Origin of the sequence: Maridesulfovibrio ferrireducens (assembly GCF_900101105.1) — a bacterium.
Lineage (GTDB): Bacteria > Desulfobacterota > Desulfovibrionia > Desulfovibrionales > Desulfovibrionaceae > Maridesulfovibrio > Maridesulfovibrio ferrireducens.
This window is the reverse complement of sequence record NZ_FNGA01000003.1, coordinates 293,640-320,205: the sequence shown is the minus strand read 5'-3', so window position 1 is coordinate 320,205 and position 26,566 is coordinate 293,640. Positions and strand designations below refer to the sequence as shown.

The following is a 26,566-nucleotide window of genomic DNA, read 5'->3' as shown; positions in this document are numbered from 1 at the left end:
CTCCTTAATCTAAACATCTCTACGAGGGTCCACAGAAATAATTGATGCGCCAAATGCATCTACCACACGTACAACAACAGGATGAACTTCAACTTCAGCACGAAGTTGTTGTCTGCTTTTACGCACACCCTTGCTGTTTACTACAATTTCAACTTCCATATCCGAACCGAAATATTCCGCTGCCAGCCTGTTAATGACCACCTTGCACTCACGTGATCCGACCTGACTATGATGAAATGGATTCGCACAGGTAAGCACGAGCTTATTGCCATTTATCAGACCTTTACAATTGGCAAGACCTGTAACGGAACCATTTGCACCGCTTTCGCTCACGTACTTTAGAAATCCTTCAAAGTCACGCGGCCCGTTCACAGCAGGAGAGGCAGTAATTTCAATCTCACCGTGAGCCGGATTTTCAGACTCTGTCTCAATATGAGAATCAGATACTACGTCTGAATTAACTTCGAATTCCGGTTCATGAAAATTATTAGCATCAGGTTGATGAACATCGTCAGGAAGAGAGGAATCTTCTGATCCCATTTCACTTGAAGCTCCATGCCCTGCAGGGCTGCCGGATTCACTGCGCCCCATAGGTCTGCTGGACGCAGGAACAGGATTACCCTGTACCGCGCCTCTACCCTGCGTACCATTTTGCTGATGAGGTGGAGGACCACCCTGCAATGTTCCCTGAGACTGTCTAGGCTGAGCAGCTTGTACAGGTTGCTGCGGTGCGTTCTGCCAAGGAGGAACTTCACCTACTGGCTGAACTGTTTTGGGGGCCGGAGCTGTCATCTGACTGGATGCGGAACCGGCAGAAGCCAAAGCTCCCGCTCTTTCAACCGAAATAAGATCAGACAGGCTCGCCATGTTAAGCAATAAAAGTTCAAGCGCCATTGCAGGCTCAAGACTGGTCATAACTTTACGCTGACCGTCCACAGTCATCTGCCAGCAGGCATGAACAAAAGAACGGTCAAAAGTTGTAGCCCAGTGCATAAATTCTTTAGCTTCCTCAGAAGAAAGATCGAGAAGAGGAATAGCCCTTTCGCCGGACTGTCCGAGCAGAAACATATTGCGCCAGCAAGAACCCAGTTCGCGAATAAAAAATCCTAAGTCCAGCCCGCGGTCAAGCACCTGCTTAACAACTTCACCGACTGAAACAAGATCACGGGAATGGATAGCCTGCATCAGCGAGAAAAAGACATCCCGTCCAGCAAGTCCGAGTATTGATCGAACATCAGACTCAAGCAGTTTCTCACTGCCGAGAGCAAGAACCTGTCCGAGCAGAGACATGGAGTCACGAACACTGCCTGCCCCTCTTTTAGCGATAAGATCAACCGCACCGCTTTCAAATTCGATGTTTTCTTTCTGCAAAATTTTCGAAAGATGCGCAGTAAGTTCTGAGCTTGTAAGCATTTTAAAAACATAATGCTGACAACGGCTTATAATGGTTGCAGGAAACTTATGAGTTTCCGTTGTCGCCATGATGAAGGTCGCATGGCCCGGAGGTTCTTCCAAAGTTTTAAGCAACGCATTGAATGCCTGAGTAGTAAGCATATGCGCTTCATCTATTATGAAAACTTTATAACGAAACTCGATTGGAGCATAACCGATATCTTCTTTAAGACGGCGGGCATCATCAACTTTACCATGAGAAGCGGCATCTATCTCAATAACATCAACACCGATGCCCGCTGTAATCTGGCGGCAGTTCTCACAGACGTTGCAAGGCTCTGCTGTTGGTGCATTGACGCAATTAAGCGCCTTTGCAAAAATTCGGGCAATAGTAGTCTTGCCGACCCCGCGCGTTCCACTTAAAAGATAAGCAGGGGCAATTTTATCCTGTGCCGCGGCACGGGAAAGAATAGTTTTGACGGCGTTCTGCCCCGCAACCTCCGCAAAGGTTTGAGGGCGATATTTTGCTGTCAGATTAGATGTACTCATTATGCAGGCAAGTCCGTATGTGGTCCCTATAGATTATCAGATGTCCGGGACTCGGGACCGACAGTCCCGGACATCTAATATATACTAAATTTCGTAGTAATTAAGCCAGTCAGCGTACTTTTCGTTTCCGCCTTTAACGACATTGAAATATTCTTTTTGAAGCAACTTAGCCACTTCACCGCATTTGCCTTCGCCGATAACTCTATTATCCACTTCGCGGATAGGAGTTACTTCAGCAGCCGTGCCGCAGAAGAAAGCCTCGTCAGCAATATATAATTCATCGCGGGTGAATAGCTGTTCCACGACTTCATAGCCGAGATCGCGAGCGACCTGCATCAGACTTGCGCGGGTTATACCCGGAAGCACAGAAGTAAGGGGAGTTGTTTTAATGATACTATCTTTAACTATAAAAATATTTTCACCGGTAGCTTCAGAAACATAGCCCTGAGTATCAAGCATAAGAGCTTCATCATACCCATCGGTAACAGCTTCGACCTTAGCAAGAATAGAATTAACGTAATTACCGCAGGTTTTAGCCTTGGTCATCATTACATTAACATGGTGCCGGCTAAACGAAGAAGTTTTTACCCTGATACCCTTTTCAAGAGCGTCATCACCGAGATAAGCTCCCCAAGGCCAAGTCGCAATGGCAACTCTGATGGGATTTGAACCGGGATGCACTCCCATGACTCCGTCTCCGATAAACACCAGAGGGCGGATATATCCTTCCTTGAGACCGTTAACTTTCAAAGTCTCAATAATAGCATCAGTAATTTCTTCAATAGTAAAAGGAATCTTGATACCGATAATTTTAGCGGAATCAAAAAGTCTTACCACATGGGCTTTAAGTCTGAAGACAGCGGATTTTCCGTCAACGCAAACATAGGACCGAATGCCTTCAAAAACGCCTGCACCGTAATGCAAAGTATGAGTCAGCACATGGACCTGAGCATCATCCCAGTTGACCAGTTCGCCATCAAACCAAATCTTCTCAGCTTTCTGTACCATGTGTCCCCCTTTTTTTACTTCACGATAGATCCCGGCAGTAGACTTAAATCCCCTGAAGCAATAATAATCACTTTTGGAATGCCGGAAAGAGTGAAGCTAAAAAAAAGAGGGTCCAAGGTCAAGAAGGATCAATCAAATCCCCTCCGGAAAAACTAAAAAAAAGTTTAAAGACTGACTATTGAATTTTCTCCATCTCCATAAGGAGTAGCTTCAAATCCATCAGCTTCTGAATCATTAAACCAAATACTCTCGCCGGCCAAATAGCGGAATTTATAATCGTGTCCTACTTCCAAATCAACTGTCACAGCATAATTGCCGCTCTTAAGCCTCTTCATGGGCATTGAGCTTATATCCCAGTCGTTAAAATCGCCCACCAGATAAATGGTCTCACCATTTTCAATCTGAGTCTTAGGAACTTCGAATCGAACCTTGCAGACAGGCTTACTTTTCAAAAACTTCTTTGAAATTGCCACCGAGACCTCCTTGGACATACTTTGATGCCAGATAATAATACCATAAAATTATTTTTTTTAATAAATTTATTTATAATGTAATTAATCCTGATTTTTTTTCTATGTCAACACTCTCACTAAAAAATACATTTAAATATCACTTTTTACTCCTAGGTACCCCCTTGTGCCACAATCAAAAGTTCAACCAAATAACAGTTTTACCAATTTATCTTCGTAAATTATCGCTTTTAACGAAAATATACCTCCATAAATTTAGAAAAAATTAATAATCACAACATAATCAGCTCAATAACTATGTGCACATATTAGCTTTGACAGTAGTAAGTGGCACGGTTACAAATGCTTTTCGAGTATTATATATTATTTTCAGGAGTAATGACCATGGATAAATTTCCAAGAGTTCACAGGCTGCCCCCTTATGTCTTTGCCAAAGTGAACGAATTAAAGATGCAGCTACGCCACCAAGGCGAAGATATCATTGATCTGGGTATGGGGAACCCGGACCTTCCTACCCCCCAACACATTGTCGATAAATTAGTTGAGGCGGCGCAGAAGCCGGTCAACCATAGATATAGTGCGTCAAAGGGAATCAAAGGTCTTCGTAATGAAATGGGCAAATGGTACAAGAGAAGATTCGACGTTGAACTGGATGTCGATCAGGAAATCGTCGTTACCATGGGCGCCAAAGAAGGGCTGGCGCATTTAGCACTGGTCATGCTTTCCCCTGGTGATGTTGTATTCGCCCCGGATCCATCATATCCTATTCATCCTTACGCCAGTATTATAGCAGGCGCAGATGTTAGAACTATACCAATGGCTCACGACAGGGACTTCTTTGAAGACCTTGAAATGGCAATGCGCCAGACATGGCCTAAGCCGAAAGTTTTAATAATCAATTTCCCGCACAACCCGACAGGTATCACGGCAGACATTCCGTTCTTTGAAAAAATTGTTGATTTTGCCAAAGAAAATGATCTGCTTGTTATACATGATTTTGCATATGCGGACTTTACTTTTGACGGATACGAAGCTCCGAGTTTTCTTCAGGCCAGAGGCGCAAGAGATGTTGGAGTTGAATTCTTCTCCCTGTCCAAAAGCTATTCAATGCCCGGCTGGCGCGTTGGATTCTGCTGCGGTAACAGAGAAATGGTACAGGCCCTGACCCGCATTAAAAGTTATCTGGATTACGGACTTTTTCAGCCTATCCAGATTGCTGCTTGCGCCGCTTTAAGCGGACCGCAGGAATGTGTCAGAGAAATGATGGACATCTATCAAGATCGCCGTGATGCACTCTGCGAAGGGATGCAGCGCATCGGTTGGGATGTCACTCCTCCGAAGGCTACACAGTTCATTTGGGCCAAGATTCCTGAACAGTTTAAACACTTAGGTTCAGTTGAATTCTCAAAACTGCTTCTGCGTGAGTGTAAAGTTGCTGTAGCTCCGGGCCTTGGTTTCGGCAGCTATGGAGACGACCATGTGCGCATGGCTTTAGTAGAAAACAGACAGAGAATTAATCAGGCAGTTCGTGGCATGAAAGATTTATTCGGCTGTTCTTCCTAATTAAATAGTAAATCACAATATTTCCGGTTATTTTAACAATAGCCGGAAGTATTGTTTATAATTCCAGAGAACTTCATGAAGAGGTATTAATGCAGACAGTCAAGCTAGCCATTGCAGGATTCGGTACAGTCGGAACCGGGCTTGCCCGGATTATCGAAGAGAACGAAGATGTCATTCTCGCCCGTTGCGGGAAAAAATTCAAAATAGCGTCAGTTCTCGTTCGAGATCTCAAAAAACAAAGAGATTTCCTTCTCGGCCCCGGAGCACAACTCACGGACAACATCGAAGAATTCACTTCATGTCCTGATGTTGACATCGTCGTAGAACTTATGGGCGGGATTACTGCGGCCTTCGACATTGTCAAAAAATCTCTTAAATCCGGCAAGCATGTAGTTACTGCCAACAAGCACCTCTTAGCTGAACACGGAATTGAATTATTTGAAATAGCGCGCGAAAACGGTGTGGGCTTATATTATGAAGCAAGCGTGGCCGGAGGAATTCCTATTATCCAAGCGATAAAAGAAAGCCTTGCCGCCAACCGCATTAAGTCCATAGTCGGAATCATGAACGGAACAGCCAACTACATCCTCTCAGAGATGAGCACTAACGGGCTGGAATTCGACACTGCCCTTTCGCAGGCAAAAGACCTTGGATACGCCGAAGCCGATCCCACTTTTGATATTGAAGGCATTGATACTGCTCACAAACTTGTCGTGCTTATCCGCCTCGCATATGGGAAAGACTATCCCCTTGCAAAGCTTCCGGTAGAAGGTATCACCCGCATCGAAGGGCAGGATATTCTTTTCGCCAGAGATTTAGGCTATCGAATCAAACTGATCGGACAGGTTCGTGATGTAGGCGGTAAACTGGAAGCGGGAGTATTTCCGGCACTGGTTAAATACACTCTGCTGCTGGCAAGGGTCGGCGGAAACTACAATGCCGTCAGAGTTGAAGGAAATGCAGTAGGACCATCATTTTTTCACGGACAGGGCGCAGGCTCCCTTCCAACCGGCAGCGCCGTAATGGCCGACATTATGGCTCTTTCAGGATCTAAAACTCCTGACAATACCGGATTTAACAACAGCCCCATTACAAAAGCAGAAATACTTGCTCCCGAGTTGGCAACATCTGAATACTATTTCAGATTCACTGTTGCAGACAAAGCAGGGGTAATGGCTTCGCTTTCAAAAATTCTTGCGGAACACAATATATCAATCGCTCAGGCTGTCCAGAAAGGCGCAGCTTCTGAAACGAATGTTCCCATTGTTTTTACGACCCACAAAGCCAGCACTAAAAACGTTAATGCAGCGCTGCGTGAAATAGACCGTATGTCTTTCATTACAAGACCAACCGTAAGCATGAGAATTCTTTAAGGTTGATGGAGAACAGGATGAAACTGCTTTTTCTGATTGCTGATGGCATGGGCGGATGGCCCATTAAGGAACTTGGTAATAAAACAACCATGGAAGCCGCATTTACTCCGAATATGGATATGCTGGCAAACAAAGGAATTGTTGGCCGTTGCAGAACTGTTCCGTCCAATATGCCTCCGGGATCAGACATTGCAAATATGTCTCTGCTCGGGTTCGATCCGACTAAGTACCACACTGGCCGAGGCCCCATTGAAGCGGCTGCGCAAGGGCTGAAACTAGACCCGGATGATCTGGTTTGGCGTATGAATCTGGTTAACCTTTCAGAATTATCCAGTGACGGAATTATGCACGACTATTCGTCAGGGCATATTTCCACCGATAAATCTGTACCGTTGATTGAATTGCTTCAAAAAGAACTTGGAAATGATGAGTTCACCTTCTACCCCGGCATTCAATACAGACATCTGCTGGTTCATAAAGGCGGAGCAAAAAAGCTTGAGAGCAAACTTGCGATCAGACCTCCTCATGATCTTACAGATAAGTCCATTGCTGATGATATCGAAGAATTCGCCAAAAGCCCTTTAATGGATAAGCTTTTACGCGACGCAGCTAAAGTGCTTAAAGACAACGGAACCAAAGTTGTCAGCATCTGGCCGTGGGGACAGGGTAATCCGCTTATTCTACCGGATTTTCGTGAAAAATATTCAATGAAAGGTGCAGTCATTTCGGCTGTTGACCTGATTAAAGGGCTCGGCAGAGCTTCTGGACTGGAAGTAATTGATATTGAGGGAGCTACCGGACTTGTTGATACCAACTATGCCGGTAAGGTTGACGCGACACTTAAATTTCTGGAACATGGTGACTTCGCATTCGTTCACCTCGAAGGACCGGATGAGTCAGGCCACATGGGCAGCATTAAAGATAAAATCGCTTCCATCGAGAGATTTGATGCTCAGATCATCGGACCTTTAATGGAAAAATATCCTTTGGGCACAGCATCTTATCTGGTCACATGTGATCACTTTACACCCATTGAAACCAAAACTCATGATGCGGCACCCGTTCCCTTTATTTTAGTAAGTGATAAATGCGACGGGTCCGGTTTAAAATCTTTTTCTGAAAAGAATGCAAAATCCACAGGCCTGATTCTGGAAAAAGGACATGAACTTATGCAATGGGTGCTTAACCTTACCAATTAAATTATATGACTATTAATAAAGATTTTCCAACTCCTGACGCATGGTTCAACCACAGTGTTTCTTATGGTGAAACAGACGCAATGGGAGTCGTTTACTACGCTGAGTACCTTCACTTTTTCGAAAGGTCACGCAGTCACATTATTCGTGAAAGAGGAATGAGCTATTCCTTAGTTGAAGAAAAAGGCATCTTTTTACCTGTCAGGGAAGCCTCTTGCAGATATCGCACGCCGGCCCATTACGATGACATGTTGAATATACATGTCGGTATAGGTGAATGGAAAAGAGCCTCTGTTATTTTTGTCTACGACATATACAAAAACGACCGAACCATACATGTCGCCAACGGTTTTACAGAACATGCCTGCGTAAATCCGGAAGGTCGTCCAGTCAGAATCCCTGAATGGCTTAGAGAAATATTCTAAATAATAGTTAATTCTGCCTGATCTCAGCAAAAAGAGAATACGCCCTCTGAGAAGAGAGGCCTACTCAGTATGAATGGAACTCCCATTTATGCAGGTACTTCTTTTCAAAAACAGATAAACAACCTTATTATACTTAAAATACAAAAGACAACATCAAATGTACTACGACGTTCACACTCACGCTTTTCATCCCAAAATATCTCAAAAAGTTCTATCACAACTGAACAGCCATTACGGTATAAATGCCGTCGGCACAGGTTTAGTTGAAGACCTGCTCATGCGGGCCGATAGGGCTGGACTGGATAAAGTAATAATCCATACAGCTGCAACTGAACCGGCACAGGTTGTTCCCGCCAACAACTGGTCTTTAGAACTGCAAAAGAGCGACCCGCGCATAATATCTTTCGGAACTATGCACCCTGATTATGATGATCCTGAAAAGGAATTTGCACGCCTTGAAAGGAATGGAATCAAGGGACTTAAGTTTCACCCCGACTTTCAGTCCTTTTTCATGGATGACCCTAAATTTTATCGATTGCTTGAAATGATTGAAGGCAGATTTATTGCCATGTTTCATATCGGAGATAAACTTCCTCCTGAACAGAATCCTTCATGCCCCGTTAAGCTCAAAAAGATTCTGCAAAACTTCCCGAAATTGACAGCCATTGCGGCCCACATGGGGGGATTATATCACTGGAAATGGGTGGTGGATTATTTAGCCGGAAGCGATGTTTATATGGACACTTCAAGCGCACTGCCCTTTATGGATAAGAGCCTGCTTCAAGAAATAATGAGAAAACACCCGCGCGAAAAAATCCTTTTCGGCAGTGACTATCCTCTTTACGATCCAGGTGAATCGATGAAAGAATTGCAATATAAACTTAAATTGAAAGACAGCGAACTTGAAATTCACCTAAGCGCTGCCGACAATCTGTTAAACGGTTAACTACATAAATTATCAGCTTAACCTTTTGCTGCATATTTCCCCATGCAATGCACCACAATATGATGAAAAGGGCGAATTAAGTTAAAATATATCGGCCCCGTCCAATGGCGAAAATTGACCACAGTAAAAGAATGGAACCGAACTTCTCCGGATTCAAGAGGTTCTGCGACAACTCCTATATAACCGTTTAAGTGCTTGTCGCTTGCTTCACCGACCCAGTATTGATCAGGTTTAAAATCTACCGAGGTAAAGAAATCCACTTTGCCTCCGGCAGCAAAATCTAATTTTTCTTTTTTATTATCATAAGCAACCACGTCATGCTTAAGCCCCATTAATTTAGCAACAACTCCCCTTACTCTATAAAGCATGCGTAACCATGCTGGCTGATACGTAATCATACGCACCAGAAAGTCATTCATTGAACATGCGCCCATGAATGCTTTTGAATCCACATAATCAGCACCGTCCACCAACTCTCTTAAAACAGGGATAGAGCGAACGATTTTCATTTCATCTTTCATGGGTTCATCGTCCCCAATTCAACAGGCTCAACACGAATTACTTTGAATTCGCGCAAATCGCTCATATCCTTCCAAAGCATATCATGCCCTTTAAAGAACCGGAAAGGACGTACTTTAGTAAGCCAAGCGTTGCGCTCTTCCTGCGTAGCCTTGCGGCGCTCGCCAGCCTCACAAACCAGACGAATTGCAGACTGAGCTTTAAACCGCCCCCGCCACAATGCGCCTACCCAAAATCCAATTCCCGGATGCACAGCCATAATGCTCATCCTTGGATCACGATCAAGATTAGACCTCATACTTTTAGGAAATTTCTCGAAATAATATCCGCACCCTTCTTCGCTGAAAAGAACAGACCCGATCGGAGAAACCCTTGGAGTTCCGTCCGCGTCAACGGTTGCAATTGAAACATGCTGAACTTTACCAAAAAGAGCGGTCACTTCATCCCATGAAACTTCAGACTGCATAATTTTCTCCCTTAATCTTTTTTAGCTTCCTACATGCCGTACAATTCATTTTTCATCAATTTTATTATAGCATCACGCTCTTCACCCAAAATTGCGGGTGCAACCATTCTTGTCCCCACAAAAAGGGAATAACTGATCCGTGACAAAAGCAACGCGCGATCATGATCTCCTGAGACTTCATTAAACATTTCATACAAATAATTCATACGAGTTGAATCAACCTTTTCGAGATAACTCCGCGCTAATGGATCAATTTGAGCCCAAGCCCGAATACTTGTTTCAGGCCCGTGCGGCAGATCATTGGATTTATCTACAATTGCATCAAAACGCTCTGCGGCACTGACAGAAGTTGCGGAAACATGTTGCATACTTCCGATTGTCCATTCCTCCACCCAATGTTCAAGCATCCGCTCAAGATAATCATCTCGCCCTTTAAAGTGGTGATAAAAGGAGCCCTTAGTTACATCCAGTTGCTTACATAAAGCATCAATAGTTAACTGCTGAATACTATGCTCAGCTAACAAATGCAGCCCCGCATCAAGCAAATCAACTGCGCTGCGGCGAACCTTTTTATTTTCTTCAACTTTTAATCGAGTCAATGACCTGCACCTCACTTTTAATACCATACGGTATGGTATGTTTAGAAAATATAAAGAACTGAGTCAAGCATAAGAAATAAATACTGCGACAAATAAGAAAACGCCTGCCGGATTATCCGACAGGCGTTTTCTTATTGTAAATCAATTTCGATTAGTGAATCGAAGATCTCCTAATTCGTAGCAGCAACTCTTGGCACGATTACATGGCAAGCATTGTTGGCACAAGGAGCAAGCTTCAACTCTGTCTTACCGGCTTTGTTCATCTCAGCATGACATCCGCGGCAACTGCGGTCGCTATGCAGAGTATGGAACGCCTTGAAGTAGGACTCAGTTTCACCCTTAGCTTTTAACTCATTATGACAACCATCAGTGGCACAACTCTTAACAGGAGCTTTGCCATCCCAAGTGTGATGACATTTCACACAGGAAACATCCTGATGATTAAAGTGAGAGAATTTAACCTGAGAAAAACGTGTTTTGTTCAACTCAGCAGGGCGTTTAAACTCAAATGTTACAGGGAAGCTGACAGTCAACACAGGGTTGGTGATATCGGCTTTATCGGAAGAGATACTGGCGATCTCTTCACTTAAATGACTAGTGGTGGTCGCATAAATAATAACTAGAACGGCAAATACAACTGCCACTCCTACATACAAAAAATTACTCTTCATTCTATTCCTCCTCAAGAAAGTCGTAACTTCCTACTTAAAATCAACGATTATTTCAATAAAAATGAGGGGATGTATAAACCATGCAACATGCTCAGATGACATCAAAGCAGACTACACAAAGACATTGAGAAAAAATTCACACACCTTAACGGGGTAAAACGCCACAAAGTTAATATGTAATATTAATGCAATAAAAAAAATATCGATAATTATTTGATACTCAACACTGCAAAGTTATATGAAGGCATAGTAAAATTTGAAATTTCATCATAGAATTTAAGAATAAATATACACAAACAACATTTAATTAATTTCTATTTAATGCTTTTTATTTACATAAAATTTTCTAAAAAGACTCAAGAAAAACTCAATTACTTATAAAAAACAAAAAGCCTCTCCTTACAATGTAAAAAGAGGCTTTTATGAAATTATTATACGGAGTTATTCCCTGACACCTGCCATCAACAACCCAATTTTATCAAGCTTAGCAGTATCAGACACATGGAATTCATCCATAATTTGCCCACAATACATCACAGCTATACGATCGGCCAACTGAATAGCTTCACCCAAATCTCCGGTTATAAGCAGTATTCCGGCCATCTTACGGGCTTCCAGAAGCTTATTCCAAACTTCCTCAGTGGCAGAAATATCAAGTCCCTGAGTAGGCTGTTCAGCTACTATAAGATGAGGCTGACGATAAAGCTCGCGAGCCAATACCATCTTTTGCAAGTTTCCTCCTGAAAGCTGCCAGGCCAGAGCCTGAATTCTGCCGGGACGAACGTCATATTCTTTGACAAGTGCTTCTGCGACTTTTGCTGCTTTATCGCGTTGGAGTATGGGCCCGGCAGAGAAACCCTGACGGGTTGTTAAGAGCAAATTATCTACCAGATCCAAATTTCGGGCAGTAGCAAGATCAAGCCGGTCCTCGGGGATATATGACATAGAATTATTCCACGTCATTTCCGCAAAAAACTTACGCCAAGGCTTGTTCATTATAAAAATTGTATCTTTGGGAGGCTTACGAAGTCCGCTTACGCCCTCTACGAGCTCTTGCTGACCATTTCCAGCAACACCGACTATGGCGACAATTTCGCCCTTATGTACATCAAGACTGATGTCGCGAAGCCCTATTCCGGTCATGTTCTTTACTTCAAGAACCTTATCACCTATCTCAACTTCTTCTTTATTTACTTCAAGCAAAATCTCTTTACCGACCATCCGGCAAGCGAGATCCGCTTTTGATGTAATTTTATCTCTTGGCACTTCCGCATCAATTTTTCCGCGGCGCAAAATAGCTACGTCATCAGCGATTGCCATAACCTCTTCAAGCTTATGACTGATGAAAACAACTGATTTGCCGAGTCTAGTCATAGCCCAGAGAGCCTCGAAAAGACGGAATGCTTCGCGAGGAGTGAGCACAGCCGTAGGTTCATCAAAAATAAGAACCCGACTTTCTCTATAGAGTAACTTTAAAATTTCAACGCGCTGTTTCTCTCCCATGGAGAGATCAGAAATTCTGGCAGTAGGATCAATTTCAAGCTCGTAATCTTCTGCGAGTTTACGGACTCTATCATTCATTTCACGAGGATTAACAAAAAAAGATCCTTCCTGACCGAGAAGTACATTCTCAGCAACCGTCATGGTATCGACCAGCATAAAATGCTGATAAACCATACCTATTCCGGCTTTAATAGCATCCTTTGAAGATGTAAAATCTGCGCGCACACCATCGACTTCAATATAACCTTCGTCAGGCTTAAAGCGTCCGGCGAGCATACTCATCAAAGTACTTTTACCTGCTCCGTTTTCACCAAGTAATGCCTTGATACGACCGGGATACAGATCAAGTGAAATATTATCATTCGCAACGACTTTACCGAACCGCTTGGTGAGACCTTTTAAGGATATCAACGGAGAAGCGTCAGCAAATCCTGTTGCTTTTTGAGAGTCCGGACGGGTTAAATCCTGTTGTCCATTCATGTCGATCCTACCTACCCTTCCGGTTCAATGTTAATTCCGAGATGTGCAGGAGAATTTCCTCCGCGCCCTCTGATAGCGGAAAAAACCAACACCAGAATAGTAAGAGCATACGGCAGCATCAACAGAAGTGAAGAAGGAATATGTGTACCTATAGCTTGAAGTCTAAGCTGAAAAGCCATTACGCCGCCGAAAAGATACGCTCCGAAAACAGCTCTTCCCGGACGCCAGAATGCAAAAATAACCAGAGCAACCGCAATCCATCCTCTACCGCCTGCAAGGCCATTCGCCCATAGATGAGTATATGCAAGTGAAAGATATGCTCCGCCAAGACCAATCAGAAAACCACCACCAAGCAGTGCCATCCAGCGCAGTCTTACGGCTTTAAGTCCGGCAGCGGCGGCAGCAGCAGGCTTTTCTCCGACAGCTGTTATGGCTAACCCCATACTTGTTCTGTTAATAAACAGCATTAAAAGAAGTGGAATAAAGTAGGACACATAGACAAGAGTATCCTGTCTAAAAAAGATTTTTCCTATGTAAGGAATAGAGGAAATAAACGGGATAGAAAATTTATGGAATCCGGCTGCTGACATCCCTATATAAGGAGTCCCGAGAAAATGACAAAGACCTACGCCGAGTATAGTTAAGGCAAGGCCTGAAACAACCTGATTACCAAGACAGGTAATACAAACGAAACCATGCAGCATTGCCATCATAGATCCGGCAAGACCTCCGCACACAAATCCCAGCCATGGATTTCCGGTTGTATAGCTGACAAAGAATGCAACAAAAGCCGCCATACTCATCATCCCCTCAACTCCGAGATTAAGCACGCCGCCCTTCTCAGTGAGAATCTCACCAAGAGTTGCGTACAAAATAGGGGTACCGGACTGAACTGTCGCAGCCAGTAGAGGAACAATAAAACTTTCCAGCATTTATATCACCCGATTAGATTTCAAACTGAGCTGATGCACAGCCGTCTATTTCTTCCGTGTTATCTTGTATGTAACCAGCATTTGTCCAGCAAGCACCGACATAAGAATAAGTCCTTCCATGATCGACCCGAAGGCGGCAGGCACTTGAAGTTCAAGCTGCAAATTTTCCACTCCAACCCTGAGAGCCGCAAGCAAATAAGCAGAAATAGCAATATAAAGAGGATGCAGTCTGGCAAGCCACGCCACAACAATTGCGGTATAACCGTACCCGACCATGATACTCGGCTGAAGCCTGTTGACGACAGCGGAAGTTTCAATACACCCGGCCCATCCGGCAAGTCCGCCGGAAACAGCCATAACAAGAATAGTGAGCATCCCGTAAGGAAGGCGTGAATACATAGAAACGCGTTCACCTTCCCCCGCAACCTTTATCTCAAAGCCTAAACGGGTATACCGCATAAAGGCCCACATACCAATCCCGGCCGCCACACAGACAGCGAACCCCCAATGCAGTCGACTGGTTCCAATCTGACCGATAATCGCATTCGAGGTAAACTCGGGCGTAATCGGAAAACCGAAACTTTTAGGATCTTTCCAGACTCCGAAAACCAGATATTCCAGAAGGAGTATGGCGATATAATTGAGCATCAAGGTTGAAATGATTTCATTAACCTTTAACTTAAGACGCAAAATGGCAGGGATATAAGCCCAGAATCCACCAAAAATTGCAGCCATGATAAACATTAAAGGCATGAGCAGGTAACCCGGAAGATCAGGAAAATTCAAGGCCGCCCAAGTCGCACCGATGGCTCCCAAGGCAAACTGTCCTTCTGCTCCGATATTCCAGACCTGCATTCTGAATGCAGTTGCAACACCAAGTGCGCAAAGAAAAATAGGGATAGATTTTAAAAGGGCATCTTCCAAAGCCCAAGACGCACCAAAAGACCCTTGCCAAAGCACAAAAAGTCCTTCCACAGCTGATTTTCCCTGCAATTCAAGTAGAAGCGCACTCGCTCCTAAAGAAAGAACCAGAGCGCCCACGACAATAAACGGGGCGCCCCAGTTCCAGGGTTCATCGCGCTTTTGTAACCGATAACCCAACATAAATTATATTACTCTGTGTTTCCGACGACACCTTCGACAAACCAAGACATGCCGAGAAGTTTAGGATCGTCAAGAGTCTGACCGGCAGGAATAATTACTTTGCCAGCCTGATTTTTAAGAGGACCGACAAAGATTGCATTGTTGCCTGCAACAATTTCAGCTTTGGCAGCATTAACTTTGTCCTGAACATTCTGCGGAACCATGGAACCGAAAGGAGCGATATCAACTACGCCCTGATCCATGCCCCACCACAGAGACTCATTACCCTGCCAAACACCGTCACGAACCTGCTCAACAACATTTGTGAAGAGAGGTGCCCAGTTCCAGACTGCGGCAGTAAGGTGAGATTTAGGAGCAAGTCTAGCCATATCGGAGTTGTAACCGATGGAGTATTTTCCGCGTTCCTGTGCAGCTTCCTGAGGACCGGGGGAATCCTGATGCTGAGTAATAACATCAGCACCCATATCGAGAAGGCTGATAGCTGCGTCTTTTTCAAGAGCAGGATCATACCAAGTCTTTGTCCATACAACACGAACAGTCGCTTTAGGATTCACAGCGCGAGCACCAAGGGTGAATGCGTTGATTCCGCGGATTACTTCGGGAATCGGGAAAGCAGCAACATAACCGATGATGTTGCTTTTGCTCATCATACCGGCAACCATACCTGTGAGGTAACGAGCCTGATACATACGGCCGAAATAGTTGGTCATATTAGGAGTAGTCTTGAATCCTGAGCAATGCATGAATGCAACGTTAGGGAACTTCTTGGAAACTTTGACCATAGGGTCCATGTAACCGAAGCTTGTTCCGAAAATGACGTCGTATCCTTTGCGTGCGAAGTTAAGAACTACGCGCTCGGAGTCTGTTCCTTCAGCAACGGACTCAACAAAAGAAGATTCAACATAAGGAAGTTTATCAATAGCAAGACGGCCCTGATCCTGAGCATATGAATAGCCGGCATCAGCAACAGGAGAAATGTAGACAAAGCCAACTTTGACTTTTTTCTTGGCATCGGCAAAAGCAACAGTTGCCATCATTACAGACATTGCCGCAACGATGACCATGATCATTAACTTACGCATTATCCACTCCTTAAAAATACAAAACGATTTTTGATCCTGAAAGCCCGTGTTTAACGGCTCCTTCCCTTCAACAACAAAAAAACAACCAAAAAAGAAAATACTAAAGCAACTCCCCGGCATTACATACCCGGCAGTTGACCAGTATTATTTAATCGGCTTGTTACAACCTTTAAATATAATTAAGATTTATTAAAAATAAATCTTAATAGATTTTATTCACCCTGCGAACTCTTTACAATAGGCTGTACAAACTGAGTTTCGCTGTCCCATGGAAATAAAATCCATGTATCCTGACTGACCTCAGTTATAAAAGTATCAACCAGAGCTCTACCTTCAGGCTTGGCATAAACGGTGGCGAAATGAGCTTTAGGCACCATTTCTCTGACCAGTTTGGCAGTCTTGCCGGTATCAACAAGATCATCAACCAGAAGCCAGCCTTCGCCGTCCCCTTCAAAACCTTTGAGTACAGTAGATTTCTTTTCCTGCACTTTCCAGTCATAAGTTGAAATGCAAACCGTGTCGATAAGTCTTATGTCCATTTCGCGGGCTAAAATTGCAGCAGGAACAAGCCCGCCACGGGTAATAGCTAAAATGCCTTTAAAAGGACCAAGTTCCAGAAGCCGTCTCGACAATTCTCTGGAATCTCTATGCAACTTATCCCATGAAATCAGAAAAGTTTTTCTATAATTATCTGCCACGGCAGTTCACCCTTAAATTTTCGATATAAACATACTGAAATTAATATCCGCCAATCGGCCCAATAGATTTTTCCATCAGCCACGCGGTTTTCCCTAGCCCATGGAAGGGTTCAGGGCAACATAAAAAAATTACCGACTTACTTTATTATCTCAATCCTTCAACCAATACGCCTCACCCTGAACAACGTTAACATGCTATAAATAGCAATATTTTAATTTTACATAAAGCGTCTGCAAGGTTAATAGAATTGCTGAGAATCAAATATATCATCCTTAAAAGTCACACCAAGGTACTGTTAACAAATGAAAAATAATTCATCCATAGGTTTCCCTCGTCTCGTGATTTTACCCATTATTTTCATATTGACTGTTTCAGCAATATTCCTTTTTCATACTATTATAGTTGAGCAGCAACGACTGAACAATGTGAAGCAATGCCTCGAAGACATCCGCTCCGATGCGTACAGAATAGCAGGGAAAAATATTACAACACGCACATCCTATGAGGCTGAACGATTATCAAATCTTATCAAAAAGCTTAAAGATATTAAAAAAGACAATTCTTTTTACACTGTCATAAATGCCAACAACCAAAACCTGATAAACTTGGCTGAAAATTTTTTGAAAGCTTCTATAAATCCACAGGATATCCAACCTGAGCAATCAATTTTATACCTAACAAATTCCTTGGACGAAGTAATAATCAACACTCTGGTAAATATCGATAAAGAATACAAAGCTTCACTTCGTGATACAATCAAAATGGAATACAGCATTATTATTTTGATATGTATCTTTATCGTTCTTCAATATTTTATAGCTGACGCCTACATGAAACGAAGATTAATTCAGCAGGAATTGGAACATCAAGAATCTGAAAGCATTATCAAAAAGCTGTCCGAAAGAGACACTCTTACTAATCTTCCCGGCAGGAAAAAATTCTATGAGGAAGCTGACAGAGAAATTGCAACCGCTACCAGATACAGCTCAGATCTGGTACTCATCAAAATGGATATTCATGACTTTAAAGGAATAAATCAAAAATACGGACAGAAAGCCGGTGATAAAATCTTAGCCAGATTTGCTAGAATGGTTCGCAAAAATTTAAGACGACCTGACAGTTTTTTCCGCGTAGGCGGCGATAAATTTGTAATACTTGCACCACACACCTCAAGTGAAAACGCTGAAAAGCTTGCTGACAAAATCAACCAACTGGTTAAAAAAGATAAGACAACAAGTTCCATTTCACTTAAAATAAATACTGGCATTGCATCATGCGTCAAAGGCTGTTCATCCGAAACACTAATGAAAGAAGTTTCCTCCGCATTAAAATCATCTAAAATACGAGGAGCCGGTAAAGTTGCTGTTTATGAAAAACCAGCCGACTAACCGAAGAAATATTCCATCATGATCAAATACAAATCATTATTCACCATTCTCGCAATAACCGCCCTGCTCTTAAATTTTACTGCGTGTGCAAAAACTACGATTGAAGTTAAGTCGAAAATTGAAGGCAGTGGCGGAAGGGTCGACAAAACCGAGCTGATTCCGCTGCGGGATTTCTTTAAAAATCCTATTGCGAGCGAGTTCAGCATCTCTCCGGACGGAAATAAAGTTGCGTGGAAGGCTCCTTGGCAAAACCGCATGAATATTTTTGTAAAAGACCTGTCCTCCGGAGAAGTGACCCGCATAACAGCAAGTATAAACCGCGATATTTCCGGTTATTACTGGGTTGGAAATGAACGCATCATTTATGGTCAGGATCTCGGCGGAGATGAAAATTTTCACGCCTACTCAGCCCCTGTAGACGGAAGCGGCGCTGTAGATTTGACTCCTTTTGAAAACACCAGAACCGGCCTCGTTGACGATCTTGAAAACGACGATGACAATATTTTAATCACGATGAATAAGCGAGACGCCCGTTTTTTTGACGTCTTTAAACTAAACGTCATTACGGGAGAACTGACCCTTGTTGCGCAAAATCCCGGAAATATTACAGGCTGGCTGACTGACAATGCCGGAAATCTGAGAGTCGCCATTGCAACTCAAGGCGGTAATGATATAATTCTCTACCGTAACAACATTCAAGATGAATTTACCCCCATCAAAACGCTAAATTTCCGCACCTCATTTTCACCGCTGTTTTTCAGTTTTGATGACAACAATATTTATGTCGCCACAAATATTGATCGCGACAAATCCGCAATCTATCTATTCAACCCCGAAAGCACAAAACTTGAACAAATGATCTTCGAACATCCCGATGTTGATGCCGAAAATCTTATAAGATCCAAGAAACGCAAAGTCATAACAGGTGCAGGGTACTACTCTGATAAACATCACTATGTGTTCTTTGATGACGATAGAGAAGAAGTTCAGAACGAGCTTGAAGCCCTGCTGCCCGGCTATGAAGTCGTCGTTACCGGTCTCAATAAAGATGAAACCAAGATGGTAGTCAGGACTTATTCCGACCGAAGCCTCGGAGCAGGATACATTTACGACATTCCAAATAAAAAACTTGAGAAAATTGCAGATGTCAGCCCCTGGTTTGATGAATCCCGCATGGCGGAAACTAAGCCTATCACCTTCACGTCGCGTGACGGACTTACTATTAACGGCTACCTGAGCCTTCCCGTCGGAATCCCTGCCACGAATCTACCGATGGTACTTAACCCGCATGGCGGTCCGTGGGCCAGAGATCATTGGGGATTTAATCCTGAAACACAATTCCTGAACAATAGAGGAATCGCTGTTCTGCAAGTTAATTTTCGAGGTTCTACAGGATACGGCAGAGAATTCTGGGAAAAAGGGTTCAAACAATGGGGCCGCACAATGCAGAATGATCTGACAGATGCAGTAAAATGGGCTGTAGATCAGGGCATTGCTGACCCTGAAAAAGTGGCTATATACGGCGCATCATATGGTGGGTACGCAACACTTGCAGGTTTGACTTATACACCCGACCTGTATGCTTGTGGTATTGATTATGTAGGGCCGTCAAATCTTTTTACTTTAATGAATTCCTTCCCCCCTTACTGGGAATCAGAAAAAGACCGTTTTTATACTATGGTCGGCGATCCTGTTCGAGATAAAAAACTGCTTGAAGAAGTATCACCTGCTTTCCATGTGGACCAAATAACCGCCCCCCTTTTTGTAGCCCAAGGAGCGAATGATCCACGCGTAAAAAAAGCTGAATCAGACCAGATTGTTGAAGCCCTTCAAAAGCGCGGTGTTGCCGTAGAATACATGGTGAAAGATAACGAAGGGCATGGTTTTATGAATCAGGAAAACAAATTTGAATTCTATGAAGCAATGGAAACGTTTTTGAATAAACATTTGTTGCAATAACAATCACCCTCGATATGAAAAAAACATCCGCAGAATCTTCCTGACTTTATCGGAAAATATTTTTTCACCGAGAAGCTTACCTGCTACCCGCTTGTTAATTTCCATAAGTGTCGGATATGGATGAATTGCTCCAGCAAGGGTTGCCAGTCCTACACTACCGTTGACTGTCGCCACCCACTCTCCGAGCAATTCTCCGGCATGTACTGCCGCAATCTGAACGCCTAGGGGCTTGCCTTTAGTATCAAGCAACAATTTGATACGTCCGCGCCCTTCACCTTCCGCCAAAGCACGGTCATTTCCTGAAAATTCCTCAACAACAGTGCTGTACTTAATACCCAGAGCTTTAGCCCTCGCTTCATTAAGTCCCACGCTGGCAAGTTCTGGATCGGAATATGTACACCACGGCAGCCATTTGTAATTTGCTTTGCGCGGCAGATGCATAACGGCATTGGCAACTATTATCCCGCCTTCGTATCCTGCGGCATGAGTAAAACGATGGTTGCCTGTAACATCCCCTGCCGCATAAATATTTTTAACCGAAGTACGCATTCTGAAATCAACATCTATACCATTCGAATTATGGTTTATACCGATCTCATCAAGTTCCAAACCGGAAATATTGGCTTTGCGGCCTAATGCAACAAGAAGCTTCTGCCCGCTTATAACCTTCCGCGGAACGGTCCCTTCAAAGGAATCTTCCAGAATAACTTCGACTCCGCCTGAACCTTTTCTGACCTGTTCAACCTTCGCACCTAAAATAAATTTTACGCCGTCCTGTATCATGCCATCCATTACATACTGAGCCATATCTGCATCTTCTTTGCTCAAAATATGATTACTGCGCTGAATAACCGTCACCGCGCATCCCAACCTCTGGAAGGCCTGAGCCATCTCAATTGCAATGGGACCACCCCCAAGTACCAAAAGTGATGCAGGAAGTTCCTGCAACGAAAAGAGATCCATATTAGTAAGATAAGGCACATCTTTCAGGCCGGGAATAGGCGGTACGGCAGGAGACGATCCTGTAGCTATTACCCATGAACGGGCAGAAACGCTTTTACCTTCCAGCAATACGGAATGTTTTTCAACAAACGAAGGAGAGCCGAACTTTACCTCGGCCCCCAGCGAATTAAAACGTTCTACAGAATCATGTTTTTGAATCTCAGATACAACCGATGAAATACGATCAGCAACTTTGGAATAATCAACAGGAGGAAGGTCGACAGAGGGCAGGCCGAAGTCCTGCGCTTTCCCCATCAAGTGACGCACTCTGGCTGTTCGAATTAACGTTTTACTTGGAACACAGCCATAATGAAGACAATCACCGCCTAAACGGTTTTCTTTTTCAATCAGTAAAACCTTAACTCCAAGCTGCGCAGCTCCCGCAGCCACAGTAAGCCCGGCAGCGCCGCCGCCGATTATTCCTAAATCGTAATCACAAATCGGCATATAAACCTTCCTGTCAACTTTTACAGTTACATGGCAAGCGCACCGAACAAGGCAGAACCGTAAAGACCACTATTTTGATTGTCGTTCAGAAAAACGGGAATACGGCTAAGCACTTCAACCATTGAGCTTGATCTCCTAAATTCTTCCATAAAATCAGGATGCTCAACAACAAAAGGATTTTTCGCCAGAATTCCCCCAGAAATATATAAGCCACCCGTAGCCAGAACACTTAAAGCATAATTACGACAGCATCTGGCTGTAAACTTTCTGTACCAGTCAAGAGTAAGCCCGCCGTCAGCCATTTTCTTAGCCACTTCATAAGGTTTTAAATCTTCACCCGTCAGATATAAATGCAAATGGTTAAGCCCCTTACCAGTAAGAACTTCATCACCGTAACAATATGAAATTCCGACTCTGTCCTTCACGAAAGCACAAAAATCAAGTTCTTCAGACGTTTCAAACGGAAAAGTAATATGACCGGCTTCAGACGGAACAGGAACAAATCCTACAGATGGAACCGGAACTAAAGCGCAATGACCAAAACCCGTTCCTGCACCTAATACTCCAACAGTACCCTGCGGAGAAAAAGTTCCCTGTTGCAAAACTTTGCACTCTGCAACCGCCGGAGTTCTACAAGCGTAAGCCTGAGCTACAAAGTCATTTATTAAGGATGCTTTTTTAAAACCGTAAACGGAAGGACCTTTCGAAATATCTACCGCCCATTTCAAATTGGTGGGATGGCAATAATTCCCTCCGACAACAGGCCCCGCTAAAGCAATCACTGCCATATCAAAATCCTGCGGTAAATATGGAAAGTCACTTTCCTGCACCAACTCAAGAAGATGCTCGAAACTTTCCGCGTCCGTGCTAGGAATCCAGACTTTCTCTTTCATGACAAGACTGCTTTCCGAACGAACCTGAAACGCAGCAAATCTACTATTTGTTCCACCTATATCAATGGCAAGAATCAACCCCATTCTGATACACCTTCTTCTTATTTTTATCCTGTGAATTCCTTATTATCTGTAAACACGATGCCTGACTCTAATACAGTCAGTTAAAAAAAGTAAATCAAGATAATAGCTTTTTTAAAATTCAACCTAAATATGTCAAAATTCGGACGTAAAAAAGCCCGGAACAGAAACTCAATGCGAGCTAGATTCCGGGCTTTTAATATTCAATGCCGTTTGAAATAATCAGGAAGCTTTCACTAAGGGAATTTCGTGCAAAATTTTGGTCTTGCCGTCCTTCTCTTCTTTGCGCATCTTGATATACTTTCTGGTAATATTTCTAAGAGCTTCGGTCTTACCTTCTCTGTTGTTGGGGCAGAGAAAAGCAACCAGCTTTCTTTCAAGTTTATACGGATTTTGCTCATTCTTAATGGCAATAATACCGTCCATAATCATTTTCTGATTAATCAATTCATTTCTAGTTCTGCAACGCACAGTTTCGGCCATAGGAGCAAATATCATGTTACTGAGAACTACCCCGTAAAGAGTTGAAATAAATGCTACCGGAATATGTTTCAGAATCATAGCCGGGTTATCAATACCCATGAGAAGACCAATCAAACCGATGACAGACCCTGCAACACCGAATGCCGGTGCAAAACGTGCCATTGACTGAAAAACGCGCTCAGATTCATTTCTACGCATATTAAAGAAAGACATTTCAGTCTTGAGACAATCTTTAATCTCTTCTTCATTAAAATTATCAACAAGAAGCATCAATCCGTTTTTCAAAAAAGACATGGTTGTCTGCTCGCCCGCTTTTTCAAGAGAAAGCATTCCGTCCATGCGTGAACGGACACTTAGATCAAGCAAGGTATCCACTATTTCTTCATGTGTGGTGAGCCTGCTGGAGTAAGTATTGCGAACGACTCGGAAAGCTTCAACCAGTTGTTCAACAGGATAACTGAGCATGACAGCAACAGCTAAACCGGACATGACAATAGCAAATGCAGCAGCATTCCAATAAAGCCCTAACCCACCGCTGAGCCAGAAACTTGCTATAAAAATTAATGCGGCAAATGAAACACCTACAAGGTTCTTTCTGTTCATGACATTACCTCCTTACTCGGCATTGAAGTCAGTGTTGATGACAACGATCTCAACACGGCGATTGTTCCCCGAAACCTTTTCCATGGAATCAGGAAGTTCAGGAACCGTTCCACCGCGTCCGCTTACAAGAATACGAGCGGGATCGATAGACTTTTCACTGATAAAATATTGTGCAACCTGCGCAGCACGGCGGGCAGATAGTTCAAAGGCGGAAATCTTTCCGGATTTAGCGACATCACTATGATCGGTATGTCCTACGATATGTATGGCATGATTGCTGGTTCGCAAAATTTCAGCGACCTCAGCAAGATATTGCAAAGTTTTCGGCTCAAAACTACTTCTACCCGGAGCAAAAAAAGCATCGCCGCGCATAATAATTTTAAGCTGCCCGTCATCCTCGCTTGCCATACTTATTGCACCGTCATTGCTGCGATAAAGGACATCTTGAGGAGTCAAAACAACTTTAGTGCTTCCGCTCATTGCTTCGCGATGAACTGAAAGCATATCAATCAGATCGTCGACAGGATTGGGGGATACTTGTGACTGAGCATTGCCGCTGAAAATAACTTTAATATTTTCTTTGGACTGACTGTAAATAAACAGCACGACGAAAAGGACAAACATTACCATCATAAGGTCAGCCCACGGAACCGACCACCCGCCCATACCGGATGTATCAGAATCCGAAGAACCGAATTCCATCAGATCTAAATCACATTTGAATTCATCGTTTTTCATACCATTGCTCCATGATCAAAAATACGGGCCACGCCCGAACGTTTCACCATCTCTACAGCAAGGGTAATGCCAAACAAATTAATGCAATAGTTTTAGCATGTTATGAATCATAAAAAAGGAATTAAAGAAGAGAGAAACAAGAAGTGTCAAAAAAAGAACAACTGTTAAATTACAAAAAAGACCTAAAGATCAATACAAAGACCATCCTGAGCCATAATTATTTTATCAGGTTTACGCTCAGCAAGCTCGGCGTAAGATCTTGTATCTTCGAGAAATTTTTCCAATTCAAAATCATCAAGAACAGGTTCCTGATGGAACAGGCATAAAGTCTTAACTCCGGCATAACCTGAGAGTTCAACAGCTATAATGTTGTTTGAATGGCCCCAATCCTCTTTAATGGAATTGGCCTCGGCAAAAGAATACTGAGCATCCATAATCAAAAGATCAGCGTCTTTAAAAAATTCTACAAATTCTATATCAGACAAAGCTGTCGCGCTTTTATGTTCACAATCAGTAGAATATACAACCACTTTCCCATTTTTTTCGAAACGATAACCGAAAGATCCGCCCGGATGATATTGAGCTTTGACCTTAACATTAATACCGGCAATTTCTAATTCCTGTCCGGTAGAAAGACGCATAAATTCAAATTCAGCTGCAAGGTTATCAAATTTTACAGGGAAAAACGGCTCACTTTGCTGGGTACGGAAGACATTCTCAATACCTGGATGCCCGCCATAGAAAGAAATTTTATTACCCTTCACATATGCTGGAATAAAAAAAGGAAAACCTTGCAAATGATCCCAGTGAAGATGAGAAATGAGAATATGAAAATGCGCCCCGGGTTTGCCAAGTCGCTCCGCCATGATTACATTTCCTAAATCACGAAGACCTGTGCCGCAATCGCAGATCAAATAGTCATCACCCGTTGTTCCGATCTGGATACACGGAGTATTGGTTCCGTAAGACCCGCGAACAGGAAAAGGAAGTTCATTATCAATAAATGAATCTAAATCAGTCGTGGAATCAATTCCACGCGCAACCGCAATTTCCAAAGCAGCTTTTACCTTTGCTCTGGCCCTATCGGCATTATATGTAGCAGGTAGAGAACCTCTTGCTCCCCAGATGCAAACTTTCATTCAACAACTCCTAATCTAATATTCTTCAACCCATTACCTTTAGACTAAAGAAAGAGCAACAGGCACAACTCAAAAATTAGTATTCTATTAAATCAATATTTTTCATATTATTTTTATGATTATTAAAGCTGCCCCTTGACAGACGGGGTTTATTAAAGAACAAATTTATTTTTTGGTTCAATATAGTTTCTTACTTAACACAAACAAGATTTCACTTACATGAAGATATATAATACATTAAAATCATTAGTACTCGGTTCCGGGTCACCTCGGAGAGAGGAACTGCTATCATCTATTGGACTCAAATTTAAAATTGATCCTGCAACTTGTGATGAACCGCCTGCCCGTGCAGGACAACTGCCGGAAGATTATGCTATTGAAATGGCTTTGATGAAAGCAAGAAACGTGGCAGCTTCAAACCCGCAAACTATAGTTATAGGGGCGGATACTATTGTTGCATGCGATATGAATATCCTCGGCAAACCGTCCGACAAAACAAACGCCATTGAAACACTGAAAAGCCTATGTGGACGATCTCATAAAGTAATTACAGGTTGCGCTATAATTTCTGAGAACGGCGAAGAAACAAGTTATGCCGTTACAACCGAAGTTGAATTTATCAATTGTGACGAAGCTGCAATAAAAGCCTACGTTGCAACCGGAGAACCGGATGATAAAGCTGGATCTTATGCGATTCAGGGACAGGGGGCCTTTTTAGTCAAAGGAATATGCGGTTCATACACAAACGTTGTAGGATTACCTCTGGCACGTATAATGGAATCGTTAATTTCAATTGGTGCTGTATCCCCTGTTATAAGCGAATAGTATTTATAGTCGGCTAAAAAATTAATAGCAG

The 26,566-nt window shown here is 43.1% G+C and carries 25 protein-coding genes; 8 read left to right on the top strand and 17 right to left on the bottom strand.

Annotated features, from left to right (window positions below; genetic code table 11):
* Positions 1–9 precede the first annotated feature (9 nt).
* The 3 genes from dnaX to BLT41_RS10695 all read right to left on the bottom strand — a co-directional run bounded on the left by dnaX (position 10) and on the right by BLT41_RS10695 (position 3,422).
* Complete coding sequence (gene dnaX, locus BLT41_RS10705) at positions 10–1,941, bottom strand: DNA polymerase III subunit gamma/tau (protein ID WP_092160994.1); 1,932 nt, start codon at positions 1,939–1,941, stop codon at positions 10–12.
* Positions 1,942–2,025: 84 nt separating this feature from the next.
* Positions 2,026–2,949 (bottom strand): branched-chain amino acid transaminase, encoded by a 924-nt coding sequence (locus tag BLT41_RS10700; protein ID WP_092160992.1) that lies wholly within the window; start codon positions 2,947–2,949, stop codon positions 2,026–2,028.
* A 164-nt stretch (positions 2,950–3,113) separates the two neighbouring features.
* Positions 3,114–3,422: an isoamylase early set domain-containing protein gene (locus tag BLT41_RS10695; RefSeq protein ID WP_092160990.1), complete on the bottom strand. Its 309-nt coding sequence runs from the start codon at positions 3,420–3,422 to the stop codon at positions 3,114–3,116.
* A gap of 381 nt (positions 3,423–3,803) precedes the next feature.
* Between BLT41_RS10695 and BLT41_RS10690 the strand changes: the two genes are divergently transcribed.
* The 5 genes from BLT41_RS10690 (at position 3,804) to BLT41_RS10670 (ending at position 8,922) form a co-directional block, all read left to right on the top strand.
* On the top strand, positions 3,804–4,982 hold the full coding sequence (locus BLT41_RS10690) for an aminotransferase class I/II-fold pyridoxal phosphate-dependent enzyme (RefSeq protein ID WP_092160988.1): 1,179 nt from the start codon (positions 3,804–3,806) through the stop codon (positions 4,980–4,982).
* 89 nt (positions 4,983–5,071) lie between these two features.
* On the top strand, positions 5,072–6,355 hold the full coding sequence (locus BLT41_RS10685; protein ID WP_092160986.1) for a homoserine dehydrogenase: 1,284 nt from the start codon (positions 5,072–5,074) through the stop codon (positions 6,353–6,355).
* 17 nt (positions 6,356–6,372) lie between these two features.
* Positions 6,373–7,554, top strand: coding sequence for a cofactor-independent phosphoglycerate mutase (locus BLT41_RS10680; RefSeq protein ID WP_092160984.1), 1,182 nt, complete (start codon positions 6,373–6,375; stop codon positions 7,552–7,554).
* A 5-nt stretch (positions 7,555–7,559) separates the two neighbouring features.
* On the top strand, positions 7,560–7,976 hold the full coding sequence (locus BLT41_RS10675) for an acyl-CoA thioesterase (protein WP_092160982.1): 417 nt from the start codon (positions 7,560–7,562) through the stop codon (positions 7,974–7,976).
* 157 nt (positions 7,977–8,133) lie between these two features.
* Positions 8,134–8,922: an amidohydrolase family protein gene (locus BLT41_RS10670; protein WP_092160980.1), complete on the top strand. Its 789-nt coding sequence runs from the start codon at positions 8,134–8,136 to the stop codon at positions 8,920–8,922.
* Between the two features lie 17 nt (positions 8,923–8,939).
* On the opposite strand, the gene BLT41_RS10665 is transcribed toward BLT41_RS10670, so the two are convergent.
* From BLT41_RS10665 to gpt, 9 genes are all read right to left on the bottom strand, one after another.
* Positions 8,940–9,443: a DUF2867 domain-containing protein gene (locus BLT41_RS10665; protein ID WP_092160978.1), complete on the bottom strand. Its 504-nt coding sequence runs from the start codon at positions 9,441–9,443 to the stop codon at positions 8,940–8,942.
* Entirely contained in the window at positions 9,440–9,907 is a 468-nt protein-coding gene (locus BLT41_RS10660) for a pyridoxamine 5'-phosphate oxidase family protein (RefSeq protein ID WP_092160976.1), read from the bottom strand. Before BLT41_RS10660 ends, BLT41_RS10665 begins: the two co-directional genes overlap by 4 nt.
* A gap of 29 nt (positions 9,908–9,936) precedes the next feature.
* On the bottom strand, positions 9,937–10,506 hold the full coding sequence (locus BLT41_RS10655; protein ID WP_170830360.1) for a TetR/AcrR family transcriptional regulator: 570 nt from the start codon (positions 10,504–10,506) through the stop codon (positions 9,937–9,939).
* A 170-nt stretch (positions 10,507–10,676) separates the two neighbouring features.
* Positions 10,677–11,177: a cytochrome c3 family protein gene (locus BLT41_RS10650; protein ID WP_092160972.1), complete on the bottom strand. Its 501-nt coding sequence runs from the start codon at positions 11,175–11,177 to the stop codon at positions 10,677–10,679.
* 441 nt (positions 11,178–11,618) lie between these two features.
* On the bottom strand, positions 11,619–13,160 hold the full coding sequence (locus tag BLT41_RS10645) for an ABC transporter ATP-binding protein (RefSeq protein ID WP_092160970.1): 1,542 nt from the start codon (positions 13,158–13,160) through the stop codon (positions 11,619–11,621).
* An 11-nt stretch (positions 13,161–13,171) separates the two neighbouring features.
* A complete protein-coding gene (locus BLT41_RS10640; RefSeq protein ID WP_092160968.1) occupies positions 13,172–14,092 on the bottom strand; it encodes an ABC transporter permease in 921 nt (306 codons plus the stop codon).
* Between the two features lie 45 nt (positions 14,093–14,137).
* Entirely contained in the window at positions 14,138–15,196 is a 1,059-nt protein-coding gene (locus BLT41_RS10635) for an ABC transporter permease (RefSeq protein ID WP_092160961.1), read from the bottom strand.
* 8 nt (positions 15,197–15,204) lie between these two features.
* Positions 15,205–16,278, bottom strand: a complete 1,074-nt coding sequence (locus tag BLT41_RS10630; RefSeq protein ID WP_092160959.1) for a BMP family ABC transporter substrate-binding protein — start codon at positions 16,276–16,278, stop codon at positions 15,205–15,207.
* Between the two features lie 212 nt (positions 16,279–16,490).
* On the bottom strand, positions 16,491–16,976 hold the full coding sequence (gene gpt, locus BLT41_RS10625; RefSeq protein WP_092160956.1) for a xanthine phosphoribosyltransferase: 486 nt from the start codon (positions 16,974–16,976) through the stop codon (positions 16,491–16,493).
* A 303-nt stretch (positions 16,977–17,279) separates the two neighbouring features.
* On the opposite strand from gpt, the gene BLT41_RS10620 reads away from it, so the two are divergent.
* Positions 17,280–18,365, top strand: coding sequence for a GGDEF domain-containing protein (locus tag BLT41_RS10620; RefSeq protein ID WP_092160954.1), 1,086 nt, complete (start codon positions 17,280–17,282; stop codon positions 18,363–18,365).
* A gap of 18 nt (positions 18,366–18,383) precedes the next feature.
* Entirely contained in the window at positions 18,384–20,324 is a 1,941-nt protein-coding gene (locus BLT41_RS10615; RefSeq protein WP_092160952.1) for a S9 family peptidase, read from the top strand.
* Positions 20,325–20,327: 3 nt separating this feature from the next.
* On the opposite strand, the gene BLT41_RS10610 is transcribed toward BLT41_RS10615, so the two are convergent.
* The 5 genes from BLT41_RS10610 to BLT41_RS10590 all read right to left on the bottom strand — a co-directional run bounded on the left by BLT41_RS10610 (position 20,328) and on the right by BLT41_RS10590 (position 25,710).
* Positions 20,328–21,773: a dihydrolipoyl dehydrogenase family protein gene (locus BLT41_RS10610; protein WP_092160950.1), complete on the bottom strand. Its 1,446-nt coding sequence runs from the start codon at positions 21,771–21,773 to the stop codon at positions 20,328–20,330.
* A 26-nt stretch (positions 21,774–21,799) separates the two neighbouring features.
* Complete coding sequence (locus BLT41_RS10605) at positions 21,800–22,750, bottom strand: glucokinase (protein WP_092160948.1); 951 nt, start codon at positions 22,748–22,750, stop codon at positions 21,800–21,802.
* A 219-nt stretch (positions 22,751–22,969) separates the two neighbouring features.
* Entirely contained in the window at positions 22,970–23,833 is an 864-nt protein-coding gene (locus BLT41_RS10600; protein ID WP_092160946.1) for a motility protein A, read from the bottom strand.
* Positions 23,834–23,845: 12 nt separating this feature from the next.
* Entirely contained in the window at positions 23,846–24,571 is a 726-nt protein-coding gene (locus BLT41_RS10595; protein WP_092160944.1) for an OmpA/MotB family protein, read from the bottom strand.
* A gap of 182 nt (positions 24,572–24,753) precedes the next feature.
* Complete coding sequence (locus BLT41_RS10590) at positions 24,754–25,710, bottom strand: MBL fold metallo-hydrolase (protein ID WP_092160942.1); 957 nt, start codon at positions 25,708–25,710, stop codon at positions 24,754–24,756.
* Between the two features lie 219 nt (positions 25,711–25,929).
* Between BLT41_RS10590 and BLT41_RS10585 the strand changes: the two genes are divergently transcribed.
* Complete coding sequence (locus tag BLT41_RS10585; RefSeq protein ID WP_092160940.1) at positions 25,930–26,535, top strand: Maf family protein; 606 nt, start codon at positions 25,930–25,932, stop codon at positions 26,533–26,535.
* Positions 26,536–26,566: the final 31 nt, after the last annotated feature.